General features: G+C 40.0%; 27 protein-coding genes. 10 read left to right on the top strand and 17 right to left on the bottom strand.

Features of this window, described 5'->3' with window-relative positions; genetic code table 11:
* Positions 1-15: 15 nt before the first annotated feature.
* The 8 genes from HG267_RS28615 to cysE form a co-directional block, all read right to left on the bottom strand.
* Positions 16-591: a Uma2 family endonuclease gene (locus HG267_RS28615; protein WP_045871047.1), complete on the bottom strand. Its 576-nt coding sequence runs from the start codon at positions 589-591 to the stop codon at positions 16-18.
* A 418-nt stretch (positions 592-1009) separates the two neighbouring features.
* On the bottom strand, positions 1010-1546 hold the full coding sequence (locus HG267_RS28610) for a (2Fe-2S) ferredoxin domain-containing protein (RefSeq protein WP_045871048.1): 537 nt from the start codon (positions 1544-1546) through the stop codon (positions 1010-1012).
* Positions 1547-1976: 430 nt separating this feature from the next.
* Positions 1977-2180: a putative nitrogen fixation protein NifT gene (gene nifT / locus HG267_RS28605; RefSeq protein ID WP_045871049.1), complete on the bottom strand. Its 204-nt coding sequence runs from the start codon at positions 2178-2180 to the stop codon at positions 1977-1979.
* On the bottom strand, positions 2155-2442 hold the full coding sequence (locus tag HG267_RS28600; RefSeq protein WP_045871050.1) for a nitrogen fixation protein NifZ: 288 nt from the start codon (positions 2440-2442) through the stop codon (positions 2155-2157). The genes nifT and HG267_RS28600 overlap by 26 nt, the downstream gene beginning before the upstream one ends.
* Positions 2429-3562 carry a homocitrate synthase gene (gene nifV, locus HG267_RS28595; RefSeq protein ID WP_045871329.1) on the bottom strand — a complete coding sequence of 378 codons (1134 nt, stop codon included), beginning with the start codon at positions 3560-3562 and terminating at the stop codon, positions 2429-2431. The genes HG267_RS28600 and nifV overlap by 14 nt, the downstream gene beginning before the upstream one ends.
* Before the next feature lie 415 nt (positions 3563-3977).
* The gene (locus HG267_RS28590) at positions 3978-4175 is read right to left on the bottom strand and encodes a DUF2949 domain-containing protein (RefSeq protein ID WP_045871052.1); all 198 of its coding nucleotides are present in this window, start codon (positions 4173-4175) and stop codon (positions 3978-3980) included.
* Positions 4176-4692: 517 nt separating this feature from the next.
* Complete coding sequence (locus tag HG267_RS28585) at positions 4693-4950, bottom strand: Asr1405/Asl0597 family protein (RefSeq protein ID WP_045871330.1); 258 nt, start codon at positions 4948-4950, stop codon at positions 4693-4695.
* Positions 4951-4980: 30 nt separating this feature from the next.
* On the bottom strand, positions 4981-5754 hold the full coding sequence (cysE, locus tag HG267_RS28580; protein WP_045871053.1) for a serine O-acetyltransferase: 774 nt from the start codon (positions 5752-5754) through the stop codon (positions 4981-4983).
* Positions 5755-6373: 619 nt separating this feature from the next.
* Here cysE and HG267_RS28575 point away from each other — a divergent pair.
* Entirely contained in the window at positions 6374-6664 is a 291-nt protein-coding gene (locus tag HG267_RS28575; protein WP_096621804.1) for a hypothetical protein, read from the top strand.
* A 67-nt stretch (positions 6665-6731) separates the two neighbouring features.
* Here HG267_RS28575 and HG267_RS28570 read toward each other — a convergent pair whose 3' ends face one another.
* The 6 genes from HG267_RS28570 to HG267_RS28545 form a co-directional block, all read right to left on the bottom strand.
* A complete protein-coding gene (locus tag HG267_RS28570; protein WP_045871054.1) occupies positions 6732-7208 on the bottom strand; it encodes a hypothetical protein in 477 nt (158 codons plus the stop codon).
* 357 nt (positions 7209-7565) lie between these two features.
* Positions 7566-7973 (bottom strand): HNH endonuclease, encoded by a 408-nt coding sequence (locus HG267_RS28565; protein ID WP_045871055.1) that lies wholly within the window; start codon positions 7971-7973, stop codon positions 7566-7568.
* A 9-nt stretch (positions 7974-7982) separates the two neighbouring features.
* The gene (locus HG267_RS28560) at positions 7983-8237 is read right to left on the bottom strand and encodes a hypothetical protein (protein ID WP_045871332.1); all 255 of its coding nucleotides are present in this window, start codon (positions 8235-8237) and stop codon (positions 7983-7985) included.
* A 168-nt stretch (positions 8238-8405) separates the two neighbouring features.
* Positions 8406-8666 carry a type II toxin-antitoxin system RelE family toxin gene (locus tag HG267_RS28555; protein ID WP_045871056.1) on the bottom strand — a complete coding sequence of 87 codons (261 nt, stop codon included), beginning with the start codon at positions 8664-8666 and terminating at the stop codon, positions 8406-8408.
* Complete coding sequence (locus HG267_RS28550; protein ID WP_045871057.1) at positions 8659-8889, bottom strand: hypothetical protein; 231 nt, start codon at positions 8887-8889, stop codon at positions 8659-8661. The genes HG267_RS28555 and HG267_RS28550 overlap by 8 nt, the downstream gene beginning before the upstream one ends.
* A gap of 7 nt (positions 8890-8896) precedes the next feature.
* A complete protein-coding gene (locus tag HG267_RS28545) occupies positions 8897-9196 on the bottom strand; it encodes a DUF6887 family protein (RefSeq protein ID WP_235623060.1) in 300 nt (99 codons plus the stop codon).
* A gap of 359 nt (positions 9197-9555) precedes the next feature.
* Here HG267_RS28545 and HG267_RS28540 point away from each other — a divergent pair, with 359 nt between their 5' ends.
* From HG267_RS28540 to HG267_RS28520, 5 genes are all read left to right on the top strand, one after another.
* On the top strand, positions 9556-11625 hold the full coding sequence (locus tag HG267_RS28540; RefSeq protein ID WP_045868751.1) for a serine/threonine-protein kinase: 2070 nt from the start codon (positions 9556-9558) through the stop codon (positions 11623-11625).
* A gap of 108 nt (positions 11626-11733) precedes the next feature.
* Positions 11734-12327 (top strand): Uma2 family endonuclease, encoded by a 594-nt coding sequence (locus tag HG267_RS28535; RefSeq protein WP_045868750.1) that lies wholly within the window; start codon positions 11734-11736, stop codon positions 12325-12327.
* 123 nt (positions 12328-12450) lie between these two features.
* The gene (locus tag HG267_RS28530) at positions 12451-12726 is read left to right on the top strand and encodes a hypothetical protein (RefSeq protein ID WP_045868749.1); all 276 of its coding nucleotides are present in this window, start codon (positions 12451-12453) and stop codon (positions 12724-12726) included.
* A gap of 94 nt (positions 12727-12820) precedes the next feature.
* The gene (locus tag HG267_RS28525; protein ID WP_045868748.1) at positions 12821-13138 is read left to right on the top strand and encodes a DUF433 domain-containing protein; all 318 of its coding nucleotides are present in this window, start codon (positions 12821-12823) and stop codon (positions 13136-13138) included.
* Complete coding sequence (locus HG267_RS28520) at positions 13138-13530, top strand: DUF5615 family PIN-like protein (RefSeq protein WP_045868747.1); 393 nt, start codon at positions 13138-13140, stop codon at positions 13528-13530. The genes HG267_RS28525 and HG267_RS28520 overlap by 1 nt, the downstream gene beginning before the upstream one ends.
* A 162-nt stretch (positions 13531-13692) precedes the next feature.
* On the opposite strand, the gene HG267_RS28515 is transcribed toward HG267_RS28520, so the two are convergent.
* Entirely contained in the window at positions 13693-13914 is a 222-nt protein-coding gene (locus HG267_RS28515; protein WP_045868745.1) for a hypothetical protein, read from the bottom strand.
* A 210-nt stretch (positions 13915-14124) separates the two neighbouring features.
* Here HG267_RS28515 and HG267_RS28510 point away from each other — a divergent pair, with 210 nt between their 5' ends.
* The 3 genes from HG267_RS28510 to HG267_RS28500 all read left to right on the top strand — a co-directional run bounded on the left by HG267_RS28510 (position 14125) and on the right by HG267_RS28500 (position 18669).
* Positions 14125-14928, top strand: a complete 804-nt coding sequence (locus HG267_RS28510; protein WP_045868744.1) for an Rpn family recombination-promoting nuclease/putative transposase — start codon at positions 14125-14127, stop codon at positions 14926-14928.
* 171 nt (positions 14929-15099) lie between these two features.
* The gene (locus HG267_RS28505; RefSeq protein ID WP_045868743.1) at positions 15100-17625 is read left to right on the top strand and encodes a filamentous hemagglutinin N-terminal domain-containing protein; all 2526 of its coding nucleotides are present in this window, start codon (positions 15100-15102) and stop codon (positions 17623-17625) included.
* A gap of 306 nt (positions 17626-17931) precedes the next feature.
* The gene (locus HG267_RS28500) at positions 17932-18669 is read left to right on the top strand and encodes a Uma2 family endonuclease (protein WP_045868742.1); all 738 of its coding nucleotides are present in this window, start codon (positions 17932-17934) and stop codon (positions 18667-18669) included.
* Positions 18670-18711: 42 nt separating this feature from the next.
* On the opposite strand, the gene HG267_RS28495 is transcribed toward HG267_RS28500, so the two are convergent.
* The gene (locus tag HG267_RS28495; RefSeq protein WP_045868741.1) at positions 18712-22434 is read right to left on the bottom strand and encodes a HEAT repeat domain-containing protein; all 3723 of its coding nucleotides are present in this window, start codon (positions 22432-22434) and stop codon (positions 18712-18714) included.
* Between the two features lie 349 nt (positions 22435-22783).
* Positions 22784-22909, bottom strand: a complete 126-nt coding sequence (locus tag HG267_RS42015) for a zinc-binding dehydrogenase (protein WP_411863265.1) — start codon at positions 22907-22909, stop codon at positions 22784-22786.
* Positions 22910-22995: 86 nt separating this feature from the next.
* On the opposite strand from HG267_RS42015, the gene HG267_RS42010 reads away from it, so the two are divergent.
* Positions 22996-23157 (top strand): hypothetical protein, encoded by a 162-nt coding sequence (locus HG267_RS42010; protein WP_411863264.1) that lies wholly within the window; start codon positions 22996-22998, stop codon positions 23155-23157.
* Positions 23158-23423 lie beyond the last annotated feature (266 nt).

The raw sequence follows: 23423 nt of genomic DNA, 5'->3' as shown, positions 1-23423 counted from the left end.
AGTTGTGCTGTTGTATTAACCAGGAAATACTTTGGATAATTCCAAGACTAAATCAGTGAAACTTGGTAAATTAACTGACTCATTAGGCAAAAATATTAGCTTGCGGCGATAACCAAATTTACCTTGTGCAGTTTGATAAGGTTCGCTATAGAATTCTAAATAATTATCTACTAAATTAAATATCCAATAATCGATAATACCTGCTTCTGCATAAAGGGGTAACTTTACTTCTTGGTCGTATTTTAAAGAAGAATCAGCAATCTCTATTAAAAGTAAAATATCTGATGGATTGGGATAATTTGCTAAATAGTCGTCAGCACGATTTCGTACAATCACTAAATCGGGTTCTGGTTCGCTGTTGTCAGCAATAGTAATTGGATCTTGGGTTCTAATAGTTCCTTGTTCTTTGACAAGTTGGAATAACTCTCTAGATAAGCGGGTAAGACATACAGAATGTGGTTTACCTTTTGCTGCCATATTAATGATTTCACCTTTAATTAGCTCAACTCGTTCACCTTCCTTAAAAAAGCCGAGTTCTGCTAGGCGATGATATTCAGCTAGGGTAAAGCGTTTAGCTGTGCTGAGGCTCATAACATATTCAGGAATGCAGAGTTATTTGCATCTTATACCAAATCAAATAATGTTTGCGACAATCAATATATTCTAGAGGGCAAGGCACTGCCCATTGGTGTCAACTTAAGCTAAAAGCTATATAGGGCAGGCGTTGTACAAATACCTCGCGCCCTCATCCCCTAACCCCTTCTCCCGCAGGAGAAGGGGAACTAAATCTCTTGCTCCCCTCACCTTGTGGGAAAGGGGCTGGGGGTGAGGGCGAAACCTTGCAACCAAGAGAGTTTCACGTTAAGTTGACACCACTGGGCACTGCCTTGCCCCTACAATCTTTCGCATTGTTTTTTCAAATTAGTATTACACTCTTATATGGGAAATAGGCGGACTGGGAGTCTACCCTTTCCACCTGTAAAATTTCATTACTCGATATGTTTGTAAATTAAGTTAAGTGATTCTCCAAGAGAGATGCGATCGCTTCTGGATGAAGTTTCTTGTATTGCTTTTTACCAATGCGGACTACGCAGTTAGGCGCGCTGCTACAGCGTTTTTGACAGCCTGTGTGTTCAATTGTGACTTTGTCGATTAAACCGCGATCGCACAAAGTTTTTTCTAATTCTGATACTAAACCTTTACCACCCCGCTTCATACAGCCAGATTTCTGGCAAACCATGATTTTGGCTTTGGTTGGAGATGGGAGATTTTCGATTGGGCAAACACCAGTTGATTTTACCCGAAATGCTTTGAATTTTATTTTCCCGGTGCGTTGATTTAATTGGCTAATACCATCAACGCGAATTTGTTCGCCAGGGATTAAAGAGGAACGTAAAGCACTGCGTAAATCTTTAGGAACTTTTACTTGCAAATTCCCGGCGGGAATTGCTAAACGCAAGTATTTAAATTTTACTTCATCACCAACAAAACCCAGGAATCTACCTTCAAGGTTTAATTCCGATAATGTTTGATATTTTTCACCCATGTTCAGCAACTCACAATTCAAAATTAAACGTAGTTCAAACTGAATCTAACCGGGTGCTATCATGTCCAATCAAATGCTTATATCATGTCCGAAAAATTAACAATAATATAAACTTTTTGCGTTGCTGCAAAGGTCTAAATTATGTATATTTAAATGTACATGATATTCGCTAATTCTTGATTATCAACGCCAAATGAAAAATAGCCAGGACTTACGCAACTGGTATACCAATCTTCTGGTTTAAGAGTCAAGAGTCAAGAGTCAAGAGTCAAAAATTTAGGTTTTTTGGACTTTTGACCATTGACCCTGGACAGCCTAAACGAAAAAAAATGTGACACTTGCGTAATTCCTAATGAAAATCAAGTAATTAGTAGGACATGATATTAAGAGATAGATGCTTCCCCAATTACTATCTCCCCGATGATTTATTTTAGGCAAGTCGTCTAGCTTCTACTGTTAGAGGTAAACTCTTTTCGTCTGGCATATCGCGAAATTCTAATTCCCAACCATTAGCTAAAGTGAGAATCTTCCCCTCTGCACCGTCTGTTTGTTTGACTACTACTTCTTCTAAATCTTTTTTAGCGACGTAGACAACCAAATGACCAGCATCATTCACCCGTAGCATTACTTTCATTAATTTCCTCGACAGATTCTAGTTCTTTTTTGAGACAACCGATGACGAACCCTTTCTCTAAGAAATGCACGGCGTAGATATACGATCTCTGCAAATATGTGCCGATACTCGCGACGTAGCCGACTTCTCCTTTTTTAGCTAAAACTACCCCAATTTCTTGACCGGGAAATGTACCATCGTTTTTGATCAGCTTACGCAATCTGACTTTTTGGCCGATTTCAAAAGCAGGTGGTGCGTCAAGTTCAATTTCATCGGGTGGCATGAGAATACCTCTGTTCTCTAGCTAAATTCAACACTTCTTCTGTAGTTAAACTACGTTTTTTCTGGATTGATTGTTGGCGTACTGCATCTAAAACAGTTTGGGTTTCTTGTGAGTTGAGAAAGATACCATGCTGTTCTAAAATGCTAGATATTAAATGCCGACCAGAATGTTTACCAGCTACTAAACGGCGTTCCCAACCTACTTCTTCCGGTGCAAATGGTTCGTAGGTATCGGGGTTTTGCAATACGCCATGAGCATGGATTCCAGATTCATGCACGAAAGTATTTTCGCCAACAATTGCTTTCCAAGGTGGAACACTGCTACCGGATGCAGATGCAACTAGTTGAGATAGTTCTAATAATCTGGGAGTGTCAATCCCTAAATCATGGCCGTAAATACGTTTAACAGCCATCACAACTTCTTCTAATGCGGCGTTTCCTGCTCTTTCACCCAAGCCGTTGACGGTGGTATTAACTGAAGATGCTCCAGCTTTAATCCCAGCCAGTGCGTTGGCTGTAGCTAAACCAAAATCATTGTGGGTGTGAATTTCTAGCGGAATCATCAAAGCTGAGGCTAGCCGCTTCACTTTATTATAAGTAGTAAATGGGTCAAGAACTCCGACAGTGTCACAAAAGCGAAACCGCGATGCACCCCATTCTTGAGCATAAAGCGCTACGTCTAAAAGGAAGTTATCATCAGCTCTAGAAGAATCTTCGCCACCGACTGCTACCCAAAGACCATTATCAACAGCAAAGCTAATACAATCTTTAAGTTTTTGCAGACTTACCCGCCACTGTCCATGAAATTTAGCGGCAATTTGAATACCAGAAACAGGAATAGCGATATGTACTCGCTGTAAACCGCAAACTAGAGAAGCTTTTAAATCTGACATTACAGCGCGGTTCCAGCCAAGTAGTTTAGCTTGTAAACCCAAGTGAGAAATAGCTGAAATTGCGCGTGTTTCTTCCTCACCCATTGCCGGAATACCGACTTCTAACTCATGAACACCGATGGCATCTAGAAACTTAGCGATCGCAACTTTTTCTTCTAAGTTAAAAGCAACACCTGCTGCTTGTTCGCCATCACGTAGTGTAGTGTCATTAATTTGGAGTTGATTCATCTCAAACATTTTCAATCATCTCACTATGGGAATTACTCTTAATATTGTTTCTTGATTGCTAGCCTGGTTCTCTGCAATCGCTAGTAATGGTAAATGCCGATAGAATTTCTAATGGATGAACGGTAAATGCTGAAGAATCTTATAGACACGATTCATGACTCTTCATTATGTGGCAATCCCCTTGACATATCTGTATGACAGCGAACCAAAATTTAGTATCATTTACAAATTGTTTTTACCATTGAAAGTCAGTAGTTTTCCAAGTAGCAATAAGTATGATTTTCCAGAGTTGATGATAGGTAAAGAAGCAGAGAAAGCAGAGGGATCAGAGGAGCAGAGGAGAGAAACAAATAAGACCAATGACAAATAACAAATGACAAATGACAAATAACCAATGACAAATGACTAATGACAATTAAATTTGCTCATCTAACCAATCAAAGATGCGCTCAAGCTGTTCTAAATTCACTAAACCGTACTGCCACAGCAGCATAGGTAACGGGCCGTTATCGAATTCGCGGTGTCTTAACGCCACAGAAATATCTGCTGTGGACAGTTCCAAGTCATGATGCAAAAAATTCAAAAATTCTATATCGCTGTTACGGACAACCATAATCGGACTTTTAATTTCTAGATGGCGGTATGAATTAAAAATGTGAAATTCCTAGCTTTACTTGGTAACTTCACATCTTTAATTGCCAAGATATATCAAGAAAATTTCAGGTGTAGTAGCTGGGAGGAAACCCACATGAAGCGTTACCCCATCAGTCTGCAATAAAATTTCCTAATGAACAGTAACTTCTACATCCAAATCTTTAGCGATCCGCTATAAATTGTGAGATTTTACGGAAATTATGACCTTTCTCATTTGTCATTTCCCACAAATGATTCGGAAGTACTATATGAGTTAATTACGCATACTTGCAAAGATTCTCAATTATCTTGGCGTATTCAATTTTAGATTTTGGATTTTGGATTTTGGATTGATTACAAACCTTAATCCATGACTGCTGGGGATACGTGATTTGGGAATCGCAAGGATTGGTATTCTACCGACTCCTCAAAACTCAGCGAGAAGTCGGAGCGGCGGCTTCCGCCGATCTGAACTTCGGTGACTCAGCACTCAGAACTCATAATTCAGCACTATCAGGCCAGCAACGTTCTAACCAATCTACTAATTCTTGGCGAGAAGCGAGAAATTGCATGACGGTGCTACGGATGAGTAGTGCTTCTCGCCGATTGTTGACTTGCACCCTTAAAGAACCATCTGCTAAACAGGAACAGTCAATCATTAAGTCTTGCAAGCGTTGATAGATCAGCCAGCGATCGCTTAGGGGAATGTGCAGTATTTGTTCGCCTGGGAAATTATAACTACTAGATGGCAACATTGTCGTTTGTCCTTTGTCATTTGTCATTGGTTATTTGTGATTGACTGTTGACGGTTGACTGTTGACGGTTGACTGGTGAGTGTTTGCTTTGAATTCTTGCAGTTGTTGTTCTAGTTGCTCGATGCGCGAAAGTAGCGATCGCATAACGCTGGCTTCGACATCGGGTAGCTTACCATGTTCTAGGGGTTCGCCTTGCTTGCGAGAAATAATCCGGCCAGGAATCCCGACTACAGTGGAATCGCAAGGGACATCGCGCAAGACAACTGAACCTGCGCCAACCCGGACGCGATCGCCAATTTGAATATTACCTAAAACTTTTGCACCTGCACCTACTACAACGTGTTCGCCGACTGTAGGATGGCGCTTACCGCTTTCTTTACCTGTACCGCCTAGGGTAACGCCTTGATAAATTAGCGTATAGTCGCCGACAATCGCAGTTTCGCCAATGACGACACCCATACCGTGGTCGATAAACACACCTTTGCCAATCTGTGCGCCAGGATGAATTTCAATACCCGTTAAAAATCTTCCCAGATGGGAAATGAACCGGGGAATAAATACCACCTTGCGACGATGTAACCAGTGAGCAAGACGATGCAAACAGATAGCGTGCAACCCAGGGTAGCAGAAGACTACCTCTAGCCAATTACGCGCTGCGGGATCGCGCTCAAAAATGATACAAAAATCACTCAACAATGGCTCAAGAAAATCGCCAGAGAGTAGATTTTTCAGCAAAGAGTTATTTGCAGAATCCGGTTTAGTAGCATTTTTAGGATTTCTGATACTATTTAATGTCTGTTGCATCGGTACTATCTGGTTCAAAGAGCCTTGTGCTATTTTTCTGCTTATATCAGGTTGCGATCAAGGGGACAGTTTATCCGATGTCTATTGAAATTATTGGATTGATTAATGTTGTACTCACAACCCATAACCCCCATTGCAACTATATTGCAAATTGATGTTGGGGTAGGGGTACTGGCTTTTTATATTAGGGGTACTAGTATTAATCGGGTAGGGGGTTAAGAATTTTTGTACTCGCCACAAAACCCTTTATGCGTAACACTTCGCAACGCTTTATCTAACTTATTTTGCAATATATTAAGTTGTACTCAAAAGTTGTTAAATATGAGGTAAATGGGACAACAAATGTGATATCTGTATACCCAGTTACGTTTCTTATTTTATTCTTTTGGTAGGTAAAAAACCTAATTTCTTAATTTTCTTTTAGTAATTGCTGTCTGTAAATCTCTATACTTTTGCAATTAATGCATATTTGCATCTAATACACAGTAAGGGCATAGCCTAGAGCAGAAATCTGTTTCACTGAAAGCTTTTGGATGCCGTACCCCCAGCATTGCGGTATTTTTTTAATTGTAAATTCCTAAGCGATCGCACTTATCGCCACAATTAACTCACCCCTTGATTGCTTAATGAGCAAAATAACCTCGCTGACGAACAAAATAACCTCGTTCACGAGCAAAATAACCTCGCTGACGAGCAAAATAACCTCGTTCACGAGCAAAATAACCTCGTTCACGAGCAAAATAACCTCGTTCACGAGCAAAATAACCTCGCTGACGAGCAAAATAACCTCGTTCACGAGCAAAATAACCTCGTTCACGAGCAAAATAACCTCGTTCACGAGCAAAAAAGCCTCATTACAGCATTATTTACCCATGTAAACCACAATCGCGCCTTCTTCTTTGCGCCTTAGCGCCTTAGCGTGAGATAAAAAAATCCAGTTGTTCAACTAGACAATCGCTGTAATGAGGACTTATTACTTACGAATCAGACGCAACTTTAGCCGATTTGCTTTTAATAGCCTTAAAGCGTTCGCCTAATTGTTCAGCCACAGTTTTTAAACCAGGAGTTTTTTTTGCTGCTGTTTTTACATAGTCATAAACCGTCAAACTACTGGTCATAGCTTCACTACCAACCGCCAGTAGAGTATCATCTACTTGTTCATTGAGTTGGCGTATGGAAGTTAAAAGTTCAGTAAGCGCAGTAGCTAATTGATAATCCCGAACAAGTTCCTCAACATCAAAACTAGCTGGGAGAATATCACGATTTGACTGAGCAGCAGTAACGCTATTATTGACAAACGCCAGACTTTTATCACCCATTTTTAATAATCTACGTCTTTCCTCATTACTGAGAGTGACTAAAAACGGTAGCTTTTGTTGGATAGTCTGTAGCGAAGCTTTAATTTCTTGGATATCTTGTGGTGACAGAGAGCCTGTGATATTTTGGTAGACCATCGTATAATTACCAGGATAATTCTATGTTTTAGTAGCAATAGTTGCTAAGTATAGAATGCCCAGTCAAGAATGCGATCGCACAACATTCTACCAATTTGAAAAAAGAATGCGACAGTTCGTAGGGTCTGTTGTCGCGTAGCGCAACGCACCGACGCAGCTACAAATAATAAAGCAATTTTTAGCACAAAATTACTTTACTTATTTATCCGTTTTAATGCAGACGGCGAAGGATAAGTAGTTAAACAAAATTAATTACACAATGTCATTGCGAATGGAGCGGAGCGGAATGAAGCAATCGCAAGGGTTGAGATTGCTTCGCTGCGCTCGCAATGACTGTAATTAATTTTGCGTGGTTACTTATTGTCCAGCTGCTATCAAAGCTTGACGTTCCAGAATCCTTTCATCACCGTTAAAATCTAGAATCCGTGCTGTCACTTCGCCAATATCTGTAATTGGTTGAATCACCGCTTCATTAAGCTGAAAATGCTCACCCCAAAAGTCTCGACGTGGGTTGAAAAACCGCACAAGTTCCCCAGTTTGCCAATTAATTGAACCCAAATCGCTACCTTTTTGCAGATTACAGAAAATACAGGCATAACAGAGATTATCTGCTGTAGTTGAACCGCCATGTTTCACGCTGATTATATGGTCAACTTGACAACCAGAGGATCTATTGACTTCAGAGATAAGACAATACTCGCACATATAATCAGCGCGATTAGTAACCAAACGCCGCAACTCTAAACTAATGTAAGAACTAGACACTTTGAAGAATTACTCCGCACTGAGATACTGATGAGCCTTTGCTTTCGCTAGCGTCATAATATGCTCTAATGTCAGAAAATGATTTAACTCTCTCTTGTCCTCTTGTGTTAATTCTCCCGTTTTATGTCGGTAAATAAGTTCTTCTAAACGCCCTTTTGCTAAATCTGAAAGTTGAAAATTAACAACACTTTGGGGAGTAGTTCCAGCCGCAATAAAATCTATAATTTCATCGTAGACTTTGGCTGTATTTACAGATGTAGTCATGAGTTTATCGATTTTTATTTTATTTACAACATTAATTTTAATATTTGTAGGGTGTGTTACGCCGTAGGCTAACGCACCTTTGATTGTTGATAGCTTGGTGCGTTGCGCTGCGCGACAACACACCCTACGAATTTATTAACAGAGTTTGAAATATTAGTACCAACTTACTTATTCATAAACATCTCGTCGATGAGCAATATTATTGACAATAACCTCATTTGTCTCATCATTCACTTGATAAATTACTCGATAGTCTCCGATTCGATAACGGTAGTAACCGGCTAAATCACCTTTGAGCGGCTTAATATTAGGGTGAAACCGAGGATTTTGTTCCAATTGCTCAAAGCATCTAACAACTTTTTTAGCTAAGGCTTGGTCTGCTGATGCATAAATCTCTTCTGCTTCCGCAGATAATATAACACTATACATCAGACCTAATTGTTCTCCAGTTTCTCACACGACCTTCAGCAATATCCTTTTTACCTCTTTCAAAAGCTTCAATAAATCCAGGAATATCCAGTAACTCTTGGGTAGCGTCTTCACTTTCTTTATCTGCTAGATAGGCTAAAAAATCTGCCACTAATTGTAGGCGTTCTGAAGATAATCCATCTAGATATTGATTAATTTGCTGGCGAACTTCTATATTGCTCATATTTTCGTTAACCTTGAGAATCTTGCTTTCTTCTATCTGCTTCCTCAACACGTCGCTTAATTGCTTCTTCGGCAATGCGAATATTTTCTTCTATTGGCGTACCATCTTCAGTTGTCATTGGCCCATACCATGTTGCTTCCGAATCAGGAGGATTGCGACGACTAAAGAGAACCCGAATCGCCTCATCATCTTCTCGGTGTGCAAGTACTATTTTAGCCTTGCCACGCCAGTAGGGTGTGTTATGCCGTAGGCTAACGCACCTTCGATTATTAATTGCATCTCGGTGCGTTGCGCTGCGCGACAACACAACGCCAGTTTGCTCAAGTCGGGAAACCCGCCCAAGCAACTGGCTCCCCTACATTTAAACTTGAAGAGCTTTACTGCTAAGGGGAGCATCCCACTTTTTTCAATGTCATTGCGAACGCAACGAAGTGGAGTGAAGCAATCGCAAAATCTCTCACCAGGAATAAATCCATGCGATTGCTTCGTCGTTCCTCCTCGCAATGACGCTTAATTCTCTAGTTATAAAATAAAAACTGGGATGCACCCGCTGCTGAGAACCCCATGTTGTAAAAAAAACTAAATTTATCGATGATTTTGCGGATTTTAACAAGATGAGATTGTGGTTAAGGGATAATAAATGCATTTGCCCATAAAAGCACAGTCATGACTTGCTGCCTAAATCCAGCTTGCCACAACCCACCCCATTCTGAATCCACAAAGTTTTGCGCTAACTGCCGATTTCCTTTGCTAGTGCTGAGAAATCGCTATCGCCCAATTCAATTACTAGGAAATGGGGGATTTGGGAAAACCTATTTAGCAGAAGATTTAGACAAGCTGAATGAATATTGTGTAATCAAGCAATTTGCGCCGCGAGTACAGGGAACTGCGGCAATAAATAAAGCTACAGAACTATTTGAGCAAGAAGCAAGGCGACTGCAACAACTAGGAGAACATCCGCAGATTCCCACGCTGTTGGCGTATTTTGAAGAAGAAAATAATCTGTATTTAGTGCAGCAGTTTATCAACGGGCAGAATTTATTAGCTGAATTAAAACAACAGGGAACTTTCAACGCAGAAAAAATCAGGGAAGTTTTGCTTGATTTATTAAATATCCTGAAAACGGTTCATCAACACAAAGTAATTCACCGCGATATCAAACCAGAAAATATCATTCGTCGCAGCACTGACAACAAATTAGTCTTGATAGATTTTGGGATTTCCAAGCAACTCACCATGTCAGTTACCACTAACCCAGGAACAATAATTGGTTCCCCAGGTTATGCGCCATTAGAACAAATGCAGAATGGTAAAGCTTATCCAGCAAGTGATTTATATAGTGTTGGTGCAACTTGCTTTCACTTACAGAGTGGAATTCACCCTTGGATAATGTGGGAACAACAAGGTTATGGGTGGGTTTCTTCTTGGCGGGAGCATTTGCAACAACCACAAAGCAGCGAATTGCAGAAGATTCTTGATAAGTTGCTGCAAAAAGATTATCAGCAACGTTACCAATCTGCTGAAGAAGTTTTACAGGATTTTAGTTCACCGTTACCATCACTTTCACCAGTACACCCAACTGAGGCAGTAGTTGTAACTCAACCACCATCATCATTCCCTGCAACATTACCCCATCAGCCTCAACCTGGAACATCGCCAGCACCAGTAAAGCCAAAAGTAGGGCAACAAAAGGCATTTAGACAAAATATTAATTGGAGAATAAGATTCCTGGTGGGTGCTGCTATTACAATAGTTGGAACTCAAATATATGGTTATGTTCGTTATGGCTTGTTTCCGACTAATCCGATATCTGTAATTGCCAGCATACCAAGCGGAGTTTTATTACAAAGAACCATCACAGGGCATTCTGGCGGGGTTTATTCTGTTGCCATTAGTCCAGATGGCAAAACCCTTGCAAGTGGTAGTGCTGACAGTACCATCAAACTGTGGAATATCCCAAGAGGAGAACCAATCCGCACCCTTACAGGGCATTCTGGCTTGATTTATTCCGTCGCCATCAGCCCAGATGGCAAAACCCTTGCTAGTGGTAGTTTTGACACCACCATAAAACTGTGGAATCTGGCAACCGGAGAACAAATAGGCACTCTCACAAGGCACTCTAACTCGGTTTATTCCGTCGCCATCAGCCCAGATGGCAACACCCTTGCTAGTATTGCTGACAACACCATCAAACTGTGGAATCTGGCAACCAAAGAGCAAATCCGCACCCTTCCTTCGGAACGCTACGCGAACACCGGACATTCTAGCTTTGTTTATTCAGTCGCCATCAGCCCAGATGGTAATACCCTTGCCAGTGGTAGTCTTGACAACACCATCAAACTGTGGAATCTGGCAACGGGAGAGCTAATCCGCACCCTCAATAGGCATTCTGACGGGGTTATTTCCGTTGCCATCAGCCGAGATGGCAAAACCCTTGCCAGTGGTAGTCTTGACAACACCATTAAACTGTGGAATCTGGCAACAGGAGAAGAAATCCGCACTCTCACAGGGCATTCCGACACGCCTTTTGTCGTCGCTTTTAGCCCAGATGGCAAAACCCTTGCCAGTGGTAGTGCCGACAAGACTATCAAACTGTGGAATCTGGCAACAGGAGAAGAAATCCGCACTCTCAATAGGCATTCTCAGGGGGTTATTTCCGTCGCCTTTAGCCCAGATGGCAAAACCCTTGTTAGTGGTAGTGATGACAAAACCATCAAAATTTGGCGGCTAAAGTAGTGAGTGCTGAATTCGCATTTTTGAGTACTATAGCAGATTAATCAAGATAGTCTGGATCTATGGCATCTCAGTTTTATGATAGAAACAAGCCACTGTATGGTTTAATTTATGTCTTCCCCCGTCCTGGAAAAACCTTCGACTTCTGAGACTTCCTACGTTCTTCTGTACAATGTCAGTTGGGAAAAGTTAGAACAGCTTGATGTCGCCCTTGCAGGAACAAGCGCACGACTAACTTATTTAGATGGGATTCTCGAAATTATGTCCCCACTGTCTGACGACCATGAGGATTATAAAAAAACTCTGGCGATGTTGCTAGAAGTCTATATGCGGGCAAAGAATATCCGCTTTTATGGTCGGGGAAGTGCAACTATAGGTAAACAGGAAGACAAAACGCGACGGGAACCAGATGAGTCTTATAATTTAGGCACAAAAAAATCTATTCCTGATTTAATTTTGGAAATAACTGTTACGAGTGGCGGAATTAATAAGCTAGAAATTTATCAGCGTTTGCGAGTACCTGAAGTTTGGTTTTGGGAAGATGGTTTATTATCAGTTTATTGTTTGCAAGGTGACAGCTATATAAAAGTCTCTAAAAGTACTTTATTGCCTGATTTAAATTTGGATATATTAGCAAAATGTGCGCTAATGGCTGACCAATATGATGCTGTGACTGAATATAGTCAGATAATCGCTAAGGAATAGTAATTCAGGATTGAATAATCACAACATAAACTTAATCAAGATTAACCCAACAAAAACAAGACCTTGATCTGTTGGGTTTCGTTTTTCAACCCAACCTACATCTGAGTAACTTTTTATTTATCGATGAACTGGAAACTTGACGAAGCACAACAAAAACTGCCAGAGGTGATTGATGCTATTGCATCAGAACCTCAATTAATCTTCAAGCAGGACAAATTAGTTGCTGCAATTGTAGAACCAAAACTTTTTCAAGAGTTCCTTGCTTGGCATCAGCAACAAAAAGCCTCTTCCCTCGCCAATGCTTTTGTAGAATTACGTCAACTCTGTGCGGAAGAAAATTACATTTTAGAAACTCCTGCACGATATAGCGATCGCCCTATTCCATTTGCGGAAGAATAGTATGGGCTTTCTTTGCGACAATCAAAAGCGTCGCTACGATAATTACTATAAAATTTCAAGTTAGGATGAAATGAGCGAGAGAGATTTTGTTGTCATGAATAAGAGGACTCAACTGCTCGAAGTAATTGCAGCTTTACCAGAGGAATTAGTTGACCAAGCATTGAATTACGTGCAAATGTTGCAAAATCCGATTCAGATTACACCTGGAATTTGCGGAGGAAAAGCACGAATTAGAAATACACGAATTCCCGTATGGACTTTGGTTGCATATCGTCAACAAGGTGCTTCGGATGAGGAATTATTGGCAAATTATCCTGGATTGACTAGGGAAGATTTAAGCGTTGCTTGGAATTACTACGAACAAAATCCCGAACAAATCGACCGAGAAATTGCCCAAGATGATTTAGTTTGATGGCATTACAATTTTACTCCAATGAAAATTTCCCGATCGCAATGGTAAATTTACTCAGAGCAGAGGGATATAATGTATTAACTTCCTACGAAACAGGTCAAGCAAATCAGGGTATTTCTGACGATGTTGTTTTGCAGTATGCTACAAAGATGGGTCGCATTTTGATTACGGAAAATCGCCAGGATTTTATAGATTTGCATCGTATTGTATCAAATCATGCTGGCATAATTATTTTTAAAAGCGATCGTGATTATGCTGGGAAAGTCAAGGCAATAATTGATTTTCTGAATGAAGATAGTCGAACCTTAGAGAATCGTTTGTTGCGGGTTATGAAGCAAAATATAAAAGCAGTCGGACAGATTTTTGTCATACAAGAGTATGGTAAAGGTTGATTGCAATCTCTTCGATGTCTCTAATTGCAGGTTGTCCAACATTTAAAACAAATGAACTGGAAACTTGATGAAGCACATCTACAGCTTTTAACCAACCGATTACCTTTTGATTTGGCTGGATAGATATCAATTCAGAAATAATATTTGTATCTAAAATGTAGTTCATAATTCTACTTGGCGGTTGTCAAGTTCTCTTTGACGTTCTAAATCTATATCCACACCAAATAGAGGAGAATTTTGAAATAATTCAACTAAATTTTCTGATTCGGTTTTGGGGTCTTCCTTTTCTATTTGTCTAGTCAAATAATGGATTAACTGTATCTTTTCTTCTCTGCTTAAATTATCAATTTCTTTTAATAAAGTTTTCACTGGTAAATTGCTCATTTTAATATTCCTATTAAAAACCAGATTTATTTATCGCTAATTATAGCATTGTCAATTGGGATATATAAAGAATAGTAATTCAGGAAATAAACTGAATCAAGATTATCTGGCTCGATCCAAGGGATTTTAAATAACAAATTTCGCTAATACTTGGTAATAGATATCGTCATGGTAAAATCACCATAGTCAAAACTTTGCTAAAACCTCTGCGTGAAAACCGACAGCATATTTTATCGCCTATTTCAAGAACTCCCTGCCATCTTCTTTGAATTAATTGGCAATCCTCCCGAAATTGCCAACATCTATCAATTTGCATCTGTTGAAATCAAACAAACAGCCTTTAGAATTGATGGTGTATTTCTCCCAACCCAAGATGAAGCAAACCCTATTTATTTTGTTGAAGTCCAATTTCAACCAGATGCAGATATTTACTTACGCCTAATATCAGAAGTTGCTTTATACCTACGCCAAAATAAACCTAAAAATCCTTGGCGAGGAGTGGTAATTTATCCCAGCCGAGATATAGATATCGGGGATAAAGAAAATTTCTTAGAACTATTCCAAAGCCAGCGTATCAGTATAATTTACCTAGATGAATTAGGCGAATCTGCATCCTTACCCATAGGTATTGCTACGATAAAATTAGTAATAGAAGGGGAAGACACAGCAATTAACACAGCCAGGGAATTAATCAACCGCACCCAGCAAGCAGAAAATTTACAACTCCCACAAAAACAATTACTAGAATTAATAGAGACAATCCTAGTTTATAAATTCCCGCAAATGAGTCGAGAGGAGATAGAAGCAATGTTTGGGTTAAGTGAATTGAAGCAAACACGAGTTTATCAAGAAGCTGAACAAGAAGGTAAACAGAAAGGTCGTTTGGAAGCAAAATTAGAAGCTGTACCTAAGTTTTTAGCGCTGGGTTTAACTGTAGAACAGATAGCACAGGCGTTGGATTTGGACATTGCACAAGTTCAGCAAGTAGCACAGCAAGCGCCCCCAAATCAATAGTAAGTTAATGCTGTTTTTCAAGCACATTTCAGCAATATGAAGGCATCACAGCTTAATCAAGATTATCTGGAGCTATGTAGAGCGATGTCTAAAGTTAAGTTAATAGGACTTAGAGAATTGTGCCCAGAACGGGAACACTAGCTTTAAATCAGGACGAGGAAGTCATGGGTGATGAAGGTAGTACTGTTTCTCTTGAAATTCACAAGTGAGTTATTCACTCTAGGGATCATCCTATTAGTAATACTCCTGTGGAGTCGCTGCGCGATCGCTCAGGTGATATCTGACGGAACTACTAACACTATAGTCAATCAAAGCGAGAATAATTTTAATATTCTTAATGGTAGTGAAAAAGGTAATAATTTATTTCACAGTTTTAGTAACTTCTCCATTCCTCAGAATGCTTCAGCGACATTTGATTTAATTCATACGCCCAATATTACAACTATATTTAGTCGAGTTACAGGTGGAAAAATTTCCGATATTAATGGGTTAATTCAAACTCTCAACGGTAATCATCCAGTGAGTTTGTTTTTGATGAATCCTGCGGGGATTGTGTTTGGTCAAAATGCCTCGTTGAATATTGGTGGCTCATTTGTGGGAACCACAGCAAATAGTATTAAGTTTGCTGATGGCGTGGAATTTAGTGCAGTTAATCCTGCTGCATCGCCTTTGTTGACAATAACTGTGCCCATTGGCTTACAGTTGGGGCCAAATTCCCGAGGAATTACTGTGCAAGGAAATGGACATCGCCTAATTAGCGGATTATACATCCCTACAGATCGTAGCCAGAATCCCATTGGCTTACAGGTCAAGGCAGGTAATACATTGGCATTGATTGGCGGTGATGTGAAGTTTGTCGGTGGGATTGCAACCGTTAATGGGGGGGGACATATAGAAATAGGCAGTGTCAGCAATGGGCAGGTTGCACTCAATACCACTGGACAAAATTGGGTGGGCGATTACTCCAAGGCGGAACAATTCCAGAATATCAATCTCGATGCGCGATCGCTACTCGATGCCAGTGGCACTAACGGCTCGATTCAAATTCAAGGACGGAATATCAATTTAACCGCAGGTTCTGCTGTTCTGCTCCAAAACCTGGGGGCACAATCGTCAAAAGGAATTACAATCAATGCCACGGAGTCCCTTAACCTCACAGGGAACGTACCTGATGGCAGTATTGGAAGTTCCATTCAAATTGATAATTTAGGCATCGGTCAAGCAGGTGATATTACTATCTCTGCTGGGCAGCTATCTATCCAAGATGGTGGACTAATTAAAACTGGGCTGTTTACCCAAGGATCTGGTGGCAATATTACAGCTAATGTTGCCAACTTTATCGATGTCAGTGGTTTTGCCCCTAGCAATCCAAGGCAGTTGTCCGCCCTCATCACAGGTACAGCTAACTTCACAAATGCAGGCAATATTACAGTCTCAACTACCAACCTGAGGCTTCTCAATGGTGCTGCTTTTTTCTCTACAACCTTAGGCTCTGGACAGGCTGGAACGTTAAGGGTTAATGCCAAAGACTTAATTGAAATTGCTGGTAACAACTCAATTACATTGTTACCGAGTCTAATGAGTTCAACAACTCTCAGTTCTGGAAATGCCAATAACACGTTCGTCAACACATCGAGATTAGTAATTCGAGACGGTGGAGCTCTAGGGTCTAGCAGCTTGGCTATCGGTTCATCTGGTAGTGTGATCATTAATGCTTCAGAGTCTGTAGATATCAATGGTAAAGGCACTGGTTCAATTACACCTAGCCGCATCACTTCAACTGCTGAGATTGTCGATCCAGTCACTCAAGCAGTTTATGGGCTGCCTCCCATTCCCAGCGGTAATGCAGGTTCTCTTACAATTAATACACCTTCGTTACGCATCACAAATGGGGCTTTTGTGACCGTAAAAAACGACGGGCCTGGGAGTGCAGGAGATTTGCAGATTAATGCCAACTCTATTTTTCTCGACAACCAAGGTACCATCAGCGCATCAACTATCTCTGGCAATGGGGGGAATGTCAAATTAAACTTGCAAGATAATTTGCTCATGCGTCACGATAGCCTCATTACCGCCACTGCTGCGGGTAAAGGTAATGGTGGTAACTTGTCAATTAATGCACCATTGATTATGAGTTTAGAAAACAGCGACATCATCGCCAATGCAGTTCAAGGTCAAGGTGGGAATATTCAAATTACCACTCAAGGTATCTTTGGTCTGGAATTACGTCCGCAGCTAACTTCTAAAAGCGATATTACAGCGAGTTCTGAGTTTGGGCTAAATGGTGCTGTAGAAATTAAAACTCTAGCAGTCGATCCTAGCAAAGGAATTGTGGCATTACCAGTGCAGCCAAAAGATCCATCATCATTAATTACTCAAGGTTGTGGACAAAATCAACCTAGTGAATCTAACCACTTCACTGTAACTGGACGAGGTGGTTTACCCCAAAATCCAGATGTAGCACTCGGGAGCGACACAGTTTTAGAAGATATGCAAACAGTTCCGATTCCGACAAACAGCGATCGCTCTTTGGTAACTGCTAGTTCGATAAATCTACCATCCCAGACCGCTAATGAGATTGTAGAAGCTCAGGGATTGCTCATTACTCCTCAAGGAGAAATATTATTAACAGCACAAGCAATAGTGAACACGCCTCATAGTTCTGGACTCAATACAGCTAGCTGTTCTACAAATTAGTAGATATATAGGAATCCGCTTTGATTCCTGAAATTATTTGCGTAGGGAGGGAACAGGGAACAGGGAACGGGGAACAGGGAAGAAGAAATAAAAGTGTACTTAGGTTTTTTCAAAAATCAAATATGAGTCCTATATATAATAAGCAAAACCCCAATACTTGTCGGTTAAGGGCAAAAGGGGAAGGGGAAAAGGGGCAAGAAAAAACCTTTAACCCTTACCCTTTAACCTTTTCCCCAAACCAAACTCCCAGTTGAAAATCCTTAACCGAGCAGTATTGAGCAAAACCCCATACTTGGAGGTGCAGCAGTGGTACAACAAGTCACACCAGAACCCACCATCGCAGTTATCTACCCCCAAAGCGACGGACAGCCAATGGCAGATAATACAGAACAATTTACCTGGATTGTTAAAATTAAAGAAAATTTAGAAATATTATTTGCATCACAAGCTGATGTATTTATCGCTGGAGATTTATTTTGGTATCCAGTTAAAGGAAACCCAAATATTAAACAAGCGCCAGATACGATGGTAGTCTTTGGTAGACCCAAGGAAAAACGGGGTTCTTATTTACAATGGGAAGAAGATAATATTTCACCACAGGTAGTATTTGAAATTTTATCGCCTGGTAATACTCTCAAAGAAATGACTAAAAAATTGCAGTTTTATCAGCGTTACGGCGTGGAAGAATATTACATTTACGATCCAGCTAAGAACGATTTAAATGGCTTACTCCGTTCTGGCGATAGTTTTGAAGTCATTGAAGAGATGAACGGCTGGGTAAGTCCACGTTTGGGAATCCGGTTTCAACTTACAGCCGCAACCCTGGAAATTATTTCTCCTACTGGACAAAAGTTTTTAACACCTGTAGAAATTGACCAGCTACGAGAACAAGAACGCCAACGCGCAGAACAGGAACATCAACGTGCTGAACAGGAACGTCTAGCCAAGGAAGCAGCTTTACAAGAATTACAACAAGAGCGCGATCGCTATCAAGAATTGTTAACTAAACTCCAAGCCGAGGGAATTGATACAGAGAATTTGTAATTGCGGTGACTGCGATCGCATCCAAAATTATAGGGATAAATTCTATTCTTGCCATTGCTGCAACTGATTCTGAGCAAAGTTTCTCAGTTGCTCATCTGGGTCATTTGCTGCTCTGTCGCGTAGTAATGGTAACGTGTCGGGATGCTGCGGAAAATGTTGGACTATAATCTGCAGTGCTATTTTTCGGGGATTACCTTCATAGTCTGGTTGAACTTCAAAAGGATCGTTGACAGCACAGTTGTAGTAAATTGCAAACAAATCCCGATCATCTTGAAAACTACGGGCTAATTCTTCTACGGCTGCGCCACGCACACTTGCACTATTATCTTGAGTAGCTTGTTGTTTGAGGATAGATTTTGTATCGGGATCATCTTTGAAACTGCAGACTAATTCTTCTACCGCTACAAGTCGCACATATTCATTATCATCTTGGATAGCCCGTTGCTTGAGAATAGATTTTGTGTCGGGATCATCTTTAAAATAGCGGACTAATTCTTCCATAGCTGCACATCTTATACCTGCACTTTCATCATGCATAGTGCGTTCTTTAAGCCATATTTTAATATCTGGGTCAACTAAAAAGCTATGAACTAATTCTTGTATTGCTACAATTCTCACATCGCTATCATCATCATCAGTAGCACTTTGTTTCAGGATTAATTTAATCTCATGATCCTGGGGAAAGCAGCGAGCTAATCCTTCAAGTGCTGCACGTCGCACATCACTATTATCATCATTGATAGCGCGTTGTTGTAACCAATTTTTGGTATCCGATTGCTCTGGGAAACTGCGAACTAATTCTTGCACCGCTACAACACGCACAGCCCAATGATTATCTTGAATAGCACGTTGTTGCAGCCAGATTTTTGTATCGGGATCGTATTGAAAGCTGTGGGCTAACCCTTCGAGTGCAGCACGTCGCACATCACTATCATCATCATTGGTAGCGCGTTGTTGCAACCAGGTTTGAGTATTGCGATCGTTGGGAAAACTACGAGCGAATTCTTGCACTGCGACAACTCGTACATCGCTATCATCATCATTGATAGCCTGTTGTTGCAACCAAGTTTTAGTATTGGGATCGTTGGGGAAACTGCGGACGAATTCTTGTACCGCTACAACACGCACAGCCCAGTGATCGTCGTGAACAGCCCGTTGTTGTAGCCAAGTTTTGTTGTCTGGATCGTTAGGGAAACTGCGGGCGAATTCTTGCACTGCGACAACACGCACAGCCCAGTGATCATCATGAACAGCCCGTTGTTGTAGCCAAGTTTTGTTGTCGGGATCATCTTTAAATCCACGGGCGAATTCTTGCACCGCTGCACGTCTGACAGCCCAATGAGCATCGTTGATGGCGCGTTCTTGTAGCCAGGTTTTAGTATTGGGATCATCTTTGAAACTGTGGGCGAATCCTTCCACTGCTGCACAGCGCACATCACTATCATCATCACTAGCAGCATGTTGTTGCAGCCAGATTTTAGTATCAGAAGATTCTGCCCAAGTCATAGCAATTGCTGCAACTGCTTGAGTGCGAATTTCTTGAACTAGCTTTGTTTCTTCTTCATCTCGATAAGGTACGTAATCATATGAGAGGTCATATTTAGTTAAGGCATTTAAACGCTCAAATAATTGATTAGATATTGAGATAATCCCTGAACGATTTCTGACTTCTGCTAGACATTTAGCTGCTAAGAATAAGTTTCTAAATTCAAACTCTTCACCATTCTGCCCCATTAAATAAACTAAAATTTCACCTACAAATTTCGGCTCAATCATTGCCGATATCAGCAATAAAAGTTCATGCCATCTTTCATCCTGCCAATGTTGTCCAAAAACTTCATATTTCATTTGTTCTATAGTCAGAGTTTGTGTTTCTTTAAACTGCCAAACAAACTCCCAAGCACAGAAGTATTCCAAAAATGTCCGATGTACAAAAGCATAATAATCTGCACCTAAAAAAGATAGCATAAAGTTACGAGTCCGCATTTGATTAATCATCATCTGCGCTACTTCTCTAGGTTGCTCAAATTCTCTGATTGTTAAATAATCAATTAAAATCTTTTCTAACTCATTTTCTCTAATTAAATTACCTGCCAATCCTGGATGGCTATTTTGCATATAATAAGCAACTTGACGAAGTATTGCTTGTTTATCTTTATAATCAATCGTCTTTTTATCTAAACGGTTACCTTCTACCAAAGCGCGTTCTACATCCCATTGATGTAGTAATACCTTGGATGCTTGATTATAAAGTTCGTTTCTATCTCGTGGCAGTTCTTGATTACGATTTAGAATTGCCATCATGGTTAATAGCAGGGGATTTCCAGCTAATTCTGCAATAGATTTGACTGTATTAATTGCTTCTTGCAGGCGTTCTCTTTTTCTGGCTTTATCTGCTACATCACTAAAAGTTAGCTCATGCCAACGATAAATAAAATCCTGAATCTGTTCTGGTTCTAAATCTTGTAAAATGAAGTGATGAAAATTAGTATTACTGAATCGTTGCGGTTCGTAACCAATAATCCGAGAAGTAACAATCACCTGCACATAAGGATAATCATTAATAAAGCTATGAATATCATTAATTATCTCGTCGCGTAGCCTGAGATCAAACACTTCATCTAAACCATCAAACATGACCAACGCATTACCAGCTTTTAACTGCTCTTGTAATTTAACTTGATTTAGTTGGGCAGTTGTATTTCTACATTGGGTAAAAAAATCTAAAAAATTTTCACATTCTCCATTTTCCCGGAGCCGCATATAATTACGTAATTCAATTAGCAAGGGAATTGGGAATAGCATTAAATTATCTTGAGAAGATTCTGCCCAGTTTAAGGCTAAATATTGCAACAATGTAGATTTACCCGAACCAGGATATCCCAAAATTACAATGTATTTGTAAATATGTTTTTCATTAATTACATCTAAAACTGAGCGAATTGGCTGTTCCAAATAAAGACTGTTCTGTCCTGCCAATTCTTCATGGGAAATTTCTAATGCTAATTCATCACTTTCTCGCAGCCGTCTAAAATATTCCTTGGGAAGCTCGTGAAGTTGTGGTAAAAATTGATGCGTTTCTCGCACATTTTGAGGGATAAACATTCGCCATAACTTCAGATTCCTGTAAGCATAACCGCTGGTATCTAAACTATCTAGCTTGATGTCACCGTAGATTTCTCGAATAGATTCTTGATATTTAGCTAGGTTAAAACTTACCATTGGCTCGATGACGATCCCAGCATTTTCAGCAAAATTAGATGATTGTTCTGATGTTAAAAAAAAGCGTAAAGTATCCGACTCTAACAGCAATTCTTGAACTTGTATTAGATACTGATCTATTAAAATTTGCCAGTTAAATCTATAAGGTAGAGATTGTAGGCGTAGTCTTTGCCAAGCTTCTTCTAATGATTTAGCATTTAAATGTTCACAATGAATATCAAAAGCCTGACCAAGAATTTCTCGGACATACTTATCTTTAGTAAATTTTCTGACATCTTCGGTGTAGCTTTTAATTTCATCGTCAGAAAGTTTGCATCGCACTTTTAACTGCTGTTGTAGTAGCTGTAAAAACTCTTTTAATGCTTTACCAGCAGTAATTCCTAGCTCTTCTTTTGGTAATTGATTTAAAATTTTGTTAGGGATACCATGTAATAAAAGATTTGTCCCATCTGTAGCAACTTCTTTTGCAACTTCTTCCAAAATTACCTTAAAAATCAACCCAACAGCCTGAATTGCCCCCCAAACAGTCAACCAATTCAGCATAAATTTAGTAGCCTTTGATATTTGGTTATAAGTATATACACTATATTTGTCTAATATAGCAATCTTCCACTTTATTGCAGAAATATCATCAAAAAATCACAAAATGCTTGATTAATGTGTGGTGTAGGGTATCAGTATGCGGGGGTTAAATACCGCTTGACTTAAAAAATAATACATTTGATGAACTAAATTGAAAGAGATGGAAGAGTGAATTCTATCAAAATTTTCTAACAATGGTGTAAAAATTTTAAATCTTCTACATTTATTTGTCATATGAGTTCACAAATTTAGCATTTGGACTTTTGACTGCTCCCACAGAACAAATATGTATCAAATTAGTAAATCTGGCTCAATGAGTGACTGTAATAGCTATTTTCCCTACAGCACGTTCTGTTTCACTATCTGTATGCGCTGCTACTAATTCTTCTAACTGATATATGCTGTGAATGACAACAAAAATTTTACCCGCTTCCATCAAGTTTTCTAAGTAAAGCAAGTCTTTATTATTAGAGTTTTTCTATGATAAATGTGACCTTTTTACCAGGTAAGAAGGTCGTGAAAATGCTCTGCACAAAGCTTTCAGTGCTGGGTAAGGTTCTGATATATACACCATTGGGTTTGAGAACTCATTTGCAATCAGCAGGCCAGGAATTTTTTCTTGATGAGCGATCGCAACATTCCTTGGCAATTTTCCAATCAACAAGATTAACACTACTAGCGTGAATCTTCACGAGTAATTAGTCAGGCTTCATCGTCGGTTCTTCCACATCCTCATACTGCAACACCTCAGCAGACCCATATCGGCGGATAACAACAGCTTTTATCTCATTCCTCCTGCTACCCCGTTTTCGTCTATGAATACAGTGTAGTGGGGATTGGGTGCTGGATATTGGGTATTGGGTAATTGGTAATAGGAATAAACACCCGGCACCAAACACCTAACACCAAACCCCAACCAAGTAAAAATGCCTGTTTTGACTTCTTTAGAA

The sequence above is a fragment of the Tolypothrix sp. PCC 7601 genome, assembly GCF_025677855.1.
GTDB classification, from domain to species: Bacteria; Cyanobacteriota; Cyanobacteriia; order Cyanobacteriales; family Nostocaceae; genus Aulosira; species Aulosira diplosiphon.
This window is presented reverse-complemented; position numbering and strand designations above follow the sequence as displayed.

Excerpts from the sequence above, each read along its gene's own strand:
- HG267_RS28615 (WP_045871047.1), bottom strand. The coding sequence starts at position 591 with ATGAGCCTCAGCACAGCTAAACGCTTTACCCTAGCTGAATATCATCGC.
- HG267_RS28610 (WP_045871048.1), bottom strand. The coding sequence starts at position 1,546 with ATGGGTGAAAAATATCAAACATTATCGGAATTAAACCTTGAAGGTAGA.
- nifT (WP_045871049.1), bottom strand. The coding sequence starts at position 2,180 with ATGAAAGTAATGCTACGGGTGAATGATGCTGGTCATTTGGTTGTCTAC.
- HG267_RS28600 (WP_045871050.1), bottom strand. The coding sequence starts at position 2,442 with ATGCCACCCGATGAAATTGAACTTGACGCACCACCTGCTTTTGAAATC.
- nifV (WP_045871329.1), bottom strand. The coding sequence starts at position 3,562 with ATGAATCAACTCCAAATTAATGACACTACACTACGTGATGGCGAACAA.
- HG267_RS28590 (WP_045871052.1), bottom strand. The coding sequence starts at position 4,175 with ATGGTTGTCCGTAACAGCGATATAGAATTTTTGAATTTTTTGCATCAT.
- HG267_RS28585 (WP_045871330.1), bottom strand. The coding sequence starts at position 4,950 with ATGTTGCCATCTAGTAGTTATAATTTCCCAGGCGAACAAATACTGCAC.
- cysE (WP_045871053.1), bottom strand. The coding sequence starts at position 5,754 with ATGCAACAGACATTAAATAGTATCAGAAATCCTAAAAATGCTACTAAA.
- HG267_RS28570 (WP_045871054.1), bottom strand. The coding sequence starts at position 7,208 with ATGGTCTACCAAAATATCACAGGCTCTCTGTCACCACAAGATATCCAA.
- HG267_RS28560 (WP_045871332.1), bottom strand. The coding sequence starts at position 8,237 with ATGACTACATCTGTAAATACAGCCAAAGTCTACGATGAAATTATAGAT.
- HG267_RS28555 (WP_045871056.1), bottom strand. The coding sequence starts at position 8,666 with ATGTATAGTGTTATATTATCTGCGGAAGCAGAAGAGATTTATGCATCA.
- HG267_RS28550 (WP_045871057.1), bottom strand. The coding sequence starts at position 8,889 with ATGAGCAATATAGAAGTTCGCCAGCAAATTAATCAATATCTAGATGGA.
- HG267_RS28540 (WP_045868751.1), top strand. The coding sequence starts at position 9,556 with ATGACTTGCTGCCTAAATCCAGCTTGCCACAACCCACCCCATTCTGAA.
- HG267_RS28535 (WP_045868750.1), top strand. The coding sequence starts at position 11,734 with ATGTCTTCCCCCGTCCTGGAAAAACCTTCGACTTCTGAGACTTCCTAC.
- HG267_RS28530 (WP_045868749.1), top strand. The coding sequence starts at position 12,451 with ATGAACTGGAAACTTGACGAAGCACAACAAAAACTGCCAGAGGTGATT.
- HG267_RS28525 (WP_045868748.1), top strand. The coding sequence starts at position 12,821 with ATGAATAAGAGGACTCAACTGCTCGAAGTAATTGCAGCTTTACCAGAG.
- HG267_RS28520 (WP_045868747.1), top strand. The coding sequence starts at position 13,138 with ATGGCATTACAATTTTACTCCAATGAAAATTTCCCGATCGCAATGGTA.
- HG267_RS28515 (WP_045868745.1), bottom strand. The coding sequence starts at position 13,914 with ATGAGCAATTTACCAGTGAAAACTTTATTAAAAGAAATTGATAATTTA.
- HG267_RS28505 (WP_045868743.1), top strand. The coding sequence starts at position 15,100 with ATGAAGGTAGTACTGTTTCTCTTGAAATTCACAAGTGAGTTATTCACT.
- HG267_RS28495 (WP_045868741.1), bottom strand. The coding sequence starts at position 22,434 with ATGCTGAATTGGTTGACTGTTTGGGGGGCAATTCAGGCTGTTGGGTTG.
- HG267_RS42015 (WP_411863265.1), bottom strand. The coding sequence starts at position 22,909 with ATGGAAGCGGGTAAAATTTTTGTTGTCATTCACAGCATATATCAGTTA.
- HG267_RS42010 (WP_411863264.1), top strand. The coding sequence starts at position 22,996 with ATGCTCTGCACAAAGCTTTCAGTGCTGGGTAAGGTTCTGATATATACA.